Origin of the sequence: Flavobacterium notoginsengisoli (assembly GCF_042686225.1) — a bacterium.
GTDB lineage: Bacteria > Bacteroidota > Bacteroidia > Flavobacteriales > Flavobacteriaceae > Flavobacterium > Flavobacterium notoginsengisoli.
In genome coordinates this window covers 1-1,009 of sequence record NZ_JBHUOT010000012.1, presented here as the reverse complement: position 1 = coordinate 1,009, position 1,009 = coordinate 1, and the positions used below count along the sequence as shown (strand labels likewise).

1 protein-coding gene is annotated in these 1,009 nt (G+C 42.3%); it reads left to right on the top strand.

From position 1 onward, the window contains the following. The coding region (locus ACFS3A_RS22110) for an Ig-like domain-containing protein (RefSeq protein ID WP_449267446.1) at nt 1–1,009 on the top strand (1,009 nt) is incomplete at both ends.

Genomic DNA, 1,009 nt, shown 5'->3' with positions numbered 1-1,009 from the left:
AGTACAAGAGCATCGGTATCGGTAACGGTAAATGCTACACCATCGGCACCGACAGTTGCGGCACAGACTTTCTGTTCATCAGAAAACAAAACGATTGGAGATTTGGCTTCCCTTGGAGCATCTTATAAATGGTATTCGGCCTTGACAGGTGGAACAGCCCTTGCAGGTACTACGGTTTTGGCAACAGGAACCTATTATGTAAGCCAGAGCTCAAACGGATGTGAGAGTACAAGAGCATCGGTATCGGTAACGGTAAACCCGACACCATCGGCACCGACTGTTGCAGCACAGACTTTCTGTTCATCAGAAAACAAAACGATTGCAGATTTGGCTTCCCTTGGAGCATCTTATAAATGGTATTCGGCCTTGACAGGTGGAACAGCCCTTGCAGGTACTACGGTTTTGGCAACAGGAACCTATTATGTAAGCCAGAGCTCAAACGGATGTGAGAGTACAAGAACAGCGGTAGTTGTAACAATAACAACAAATCCGGTAAAACCTATATTAGGTTCTATAAATCAGCCTACTTGTAGTACATTTACAGGAACCTTTACAATTACAAATTATAATTCTTCCTATACTTATACAATAAGTCCAAATGGAGCAACACTAAATACAGCTACAGGGGTTGTTACAGCAACAAAAGGAATTTATAAAGTAACAGCAACTTTAAATAGTTGTGCTTCTGAGATTTCTGATGCAGTTGAAATTAATTCAATTCTATGTGCCAATGCAGATCCATTTGGAACCAAAACATCAGGCGCAACAGCAACAACAGTTGGAAACGTAAAAACCAACGATACCTTAAACGGAGTAGCAGTTACAGCAGACAACACTACGGTAACGCCAAAAACAGACGGCGTACTGAGTGTGGATGCAAGCGGAGTAGTTACTCTTGCGGCCAATGCACCAAGCGGAAGCTACAGCATTGTTTATCAAATCTGTGAAATCAATACAACCAACTGTAAAACAGCTACGGCTTCGGTTGATGTTGTAAACACATTGGTTG